Annotated in this window: 3 protein-coding genes; 2 read left to right on the top strand and 1 reads right to left on the bottom strand. The window is 70.1% G+C overall.

Annotation, left to right across the window (positions count from 1 at the left end; all coding sequences use genetic code 11):
- Positions 1-240: 240 nt before the first annotated feature.
- Together D7V93_RS40070 and D7V93_RS40065 are read left to right on the top strand one after the other, a co-directional pair.
- Positions 241-2,295, top strand: coding sequence for a monovalent cation:proton antiporter family protein (locus D7V93_RS40070; RefSeq protein ID WP_120648291.1), 2,055 nt, complete (start codon positions 241-243; stop codon positions 2,293-2,295).
- 100 nt (positions 2,296-2,395) lie between these two features.
- The gene (locus tag D7V93_RS40065) at positions 2,396-2,932 is read left to right on the top strand and encodes a hypothetical protein (protein ID WP_120648292.1); all 537 of its coding nucleotides are present in this window, start codon (positions 2,396-2,398) and stop codon (positions 2,930-2,932) included.
- An 8-nt stretch (positions 2,933-2,940) separates the two neighbouring features.
- Here D7V93_RS40065 and D7V93_RS40060 read toward each other — a convergent pair whose 3' ends face one another.
- On the bottom strand, positions 2,941-3,585 hold the full coding sequence (locus D7V93_RS40060) for a cysteine hydrolase family protein (protein WP_120648290.1): 645 nt from the start codon (positions 3,583-3,585) through the stop codon (positions 2,941-2,943).
- Between the last annotated feature and the right edge of the window lie 118 nt (positions 3,586-3,703).

The raw sequence follows: 3,703 nt of genomic DNA, 5'->3' as shown, positions 1-3,703 counted from the left end.
GCCCCCACCAGAGGGCGTGACGCACGACCAGTGGCAAGGCGCGCGCCTGCTGTGGAGCGCCCTGCTGTGCCTGCTCATCATCGGTGCGGCCATCGCCTTCGAGCGATGCGGGTGAGCCCTCCCTAACTTCCATCGAGACTCCCATCGAGCTCCGGCCCCGCGCGGTCCAGGCGGGGTCGGGGACCGAGAGTCCGGACGTCCCCCCATTCACGACGGTCCGCCGTCCCCGAGGCGCCTCCCATGCACGACGCCCACGCCTTCCTCCAAGCTCTCGCCACCGTCCTCTGTGTCGCGGCGGTCACCACGGTCCTCTTCCAGCGCCTGCGCCAACCGGTGGTGCTGGGCTACATCCTCGCGGGCGTCATCATCGGGCCGCACGTGCCCATCCCGCTGGTGGCGGATCCGAACATCGTGCAGACGCTGTCGGAGCTGGGCGTCATCCTGCTGATGTTCTCGCTGGGGCTGGAGTTCAGCATCCGCCGGCTCTTCCAGGTGGGGCCCACCGCGGGGCTCACGGCCGTCATCCAGTGCAGCGTGATGGTGTGGCTGGGCTTCATCGTGGGCCGCGCGTTCGGCTGGACGATGTTGGAGAGCCTGTTCACCGGCTGCTGCATCGCCATCTCCAGCACCACCATCATCGCGAAGGCGTTCGACGAGCAGAACATCCGGGGCGCGCTGCGCAACATCGTGGTGGGCATCCTCATCGTGGAGGACCTCATCGGCATCCTGCTGATGGCGATGCTCACCGCCGTGTCCACCGGCTCCGGCCTGTCCGCGGGCGACCTGGCGCTGACGGTGGGCAAGCTGGCCGCGTTCCTGGTGGGGCTCGTCGCCATCGGCCTGCTGGTGGTGCCCCGGGTGATGCGCTCCATCACGAAGCTCCAGCGGCCGGAGACGACGCTCGTGACGAGCGTGGGCATCTGCTTCGCCATCGCGCTCTTGGCGCAGGCGTTCGGCTACTCCGTGGCGCTGGGCGCTTTCCTCGCGGGCTCGCTGGTAGCGGAGTCCGGCGAGGGCAAGGAGATTGAACACCTGGTGCAGCCGGTGCGCGACCTGTTCGGCGCGGTGTTCTTCGTGTCGGTGGGCATGCTCATCGACCCGGCGCTCATCCGCGAGCACTGGGTGGCCATCGCGGTGCTGACGCTGGTGGTCGTCTTCGGGAAGATCATCAGCGTCACGCTGGGCGCGTTCTTCACCGGCAACGGCACGCGCACGTCGGTGCAGGCAGGCCTGAGCCTCTCCCAGATTGGTGAGTTCTCCTTCATCATCGCGGGGCTGGGCCTGTCGCTGAAGGCCACGGGCACGTTCCTGTACCCGGTGGCGGTGGCCGTGTCGGCCATCACCACGCTGACGACGCCCTGGCTCATCCGGGCGTCCGGGCCGTTCGCCAACTGGGTGGACCGCAAGCTGCCGGCGCCGCTGCAGACGTTCGCGTCGCTGTACGGAAGCTGGGTGGAGAACCTGCGCACGTCGCCGCGTCAGAAGACGGTGGGCGCGCGCGTGCGGCGCATGGCGCTGATGCTGCTGCTGGACGCGGCGCTCCTCACCGTCATCGTCATCGGCACGTCGGTGCTGCTGCCCCGGGTGGCGGCGTACATCGACGAGCGCATCGCGGGGGACGTGACGTTCACGCCGATGATCGTCATCGGCCTCGCGGTGGTGATGGCCCTGCCCTTCTGCGTGGGCATCATCCGCGTGGCGCGCCGGCTGGGCGTGGTGCTGGCGGAGGGCGCGCTGCCGGCCGCACCGGGAGGCAAGGTGGACCTGGCGGCGGCACCGCGCCGGATGCTGGTGGTGGCGCTGCAACTGGCGAGCGTCTTCATGGTGGGCGTGCCGGTGGTGGCCATCACCCAGCCGTTCCTGCCGGGCTTCCCGGGCGCGCTGCTGCTGCTCATCTCGCTGGCGGTGCTGGGCTTCGCCTTCTGGCAGAGCGCCACGCACCTGCAGGGCCACATGCGCGCCGGAGCGCAGGTCATCGTGGAGGCGCTGGCGGCCCAGTCGCACGCGAAGGGCGACGACGAGGCGGCCCCGGACGTGCTGCACGGGGTGCGACAGTTGTTGCCGGGCATCGGGGAGCCGGAGTCGGTGGCGCTCGACGCGACCAGCGCCGCGGTGGGCCGCACGCTCGCGGAGCTCAACCTGCGCGGCATGACGGGCGCCACGGTGCTGGCCATCCGCCGGGGCACCGAGGGCGTGCTGGTGCCCACCGCGCAGGAGGTGCTGCGCGCGGGTGACATCCTGGCGCTCGCGGGGACGCACGAAGCCATCGACGCGGCGAAGGGCGTCCTCGGCTGACGGTGGAGGCCGGGGGGGAAGCCACCGGATGCAATCAGGAAGGGGGGCCGGCCGTAGGAAGGGCATGCCGTCCCCCTTCCGTGTCCTGGAGGCTTCCACCATGCGCCGCCCACTCCTGCCCACCCTGCTCCTCGCCTGCTCGCTGGCCCTGCCCGCGCTGGCGGCGGAGCCGGCGAAGACGCCCAAGCCCGCGAAGCGCATCTGCGTCAACGTGAAGGACGGGTCCCGGTCGGTCCAGGGCACGGACCTCGTCATCGAGCCCGGGGAGAAGGTGAAGGACGCGGTCGCGGTGGACGGCGACGTCATCGTGAAGAAGGGCGCGGTCGTGGACAACGACGTGGTGGCCATCCGGGGCCGCGTCATCCTGGAGGCCGGGGCGCGGGTGAAGGGCGACGCGGTGTCCATGGGCGGCGAGGTGCGGGTGCCCACGGGTGCGCGCGTCGACGGGAACGCGACGGCCCTGGGCGGCAAGCTCAAGCTGGACAAGCCGGAGGACGTCGGGGGCGAGCGCGTCAACTTCTCGCTGGAGTTCAACGGCGAGGACCTGGTGAAGAAGTTCATCAGCAAGGCGCTCGACGAGGATCAGAAGTGCCACATCCTCGACGACGAAGACGACAGCGACGACAAGGACGTTTGAGCCTTTCGTCACTTCCACTCGGGCGGGGACCGCCTGCTCACGCGGCGCGGGCGGCGGGCGAGCTTCACCTCGTCGCCCCGGCACACGCGCACGCGCAGGAAGCGCTGGAGCTGATCGAGCGCGAGGTCATGGTCGGTGTCGCTCTCCGCGCAGCAGCAGTCGCTGAGCACGGTGATTTGGTACTCGTGCATGTGCGCGTCGTGGGCGCTGAAGAAGACGCACAGGTTGGTGGCGATGCCCGCGAGCAGCAGCTTCTTCGTGCCCAGGTGCTCCAGCAGGGGCACCAGGGACGTGGCGAAGAAGGCCGAGTGCTTGGGCTTGAGGATGAAGTAGTCCTCCGGCAGCGGCTTGAGGGCCCGGGCGACCTGGCGGCCCCGGCTGCCCCGTCGGGTGCAGTGCTTGTAGACGTCCGCGAAGCTGCTGCGCCACAGGTCGAAGTTGTCGTTGACGTAGATGACCGGGACGTCCGCCTTGCGCATGCGCTGGGCGAAGGGCCCCAGGCGCTCCACCATGCGCTCTGCCCAGGGCAGGACGTTCTCCCCGCCCGGGAAGTCCAGGTCGTTGATGACGTCGATGATGAGCAGCGCGATGTCGGACCGCCGCTCGTGTGTCGGGCGTGGAAGCTTCGGGAGCGGCTGGCGCGGCTTCGTCACGTCCACCTCCTGGAAGCTGGACGCTAATCACGATGCCGACATCGCCCAAGTGCCGGACCCGCGCCTGGGCGGGTCTGGCGGCTCAGCCCCGGCCCGGGCTGGCCACGCCCCAGAGCCC

Origin of the sequence: Corallococcus llansteffanensis, from assembly GCF_003612055.1 — a bacterium.
Lineage (GTDB): Bacteria > Myxococcota > Myxococcia > Myxococcales > Myxococcaceae > Corallococcus > Corallococcus llansteffanensis.
This window is presented reverse-complemented; position numbering and strand designations above follow the sequence as displayed.

Excerpts from the sequence above, each read along its gene's own strand:
- D7V93_RS40070 (WP_120648291.1), top strand. The coding sequence starts at position 241 with ATGCACGACGCCCACGCCTTCCTCCAAGCTCTCGCCACCGTCCTCTGT.
- D7V93_RS40065 (WP_120648292.1), top strand. The coding sequence starts at position 2,396 with ATGCGCCGCCCACTCCTGCCCACCCTGCTCCTCGCCTGCTCGCTGGCC.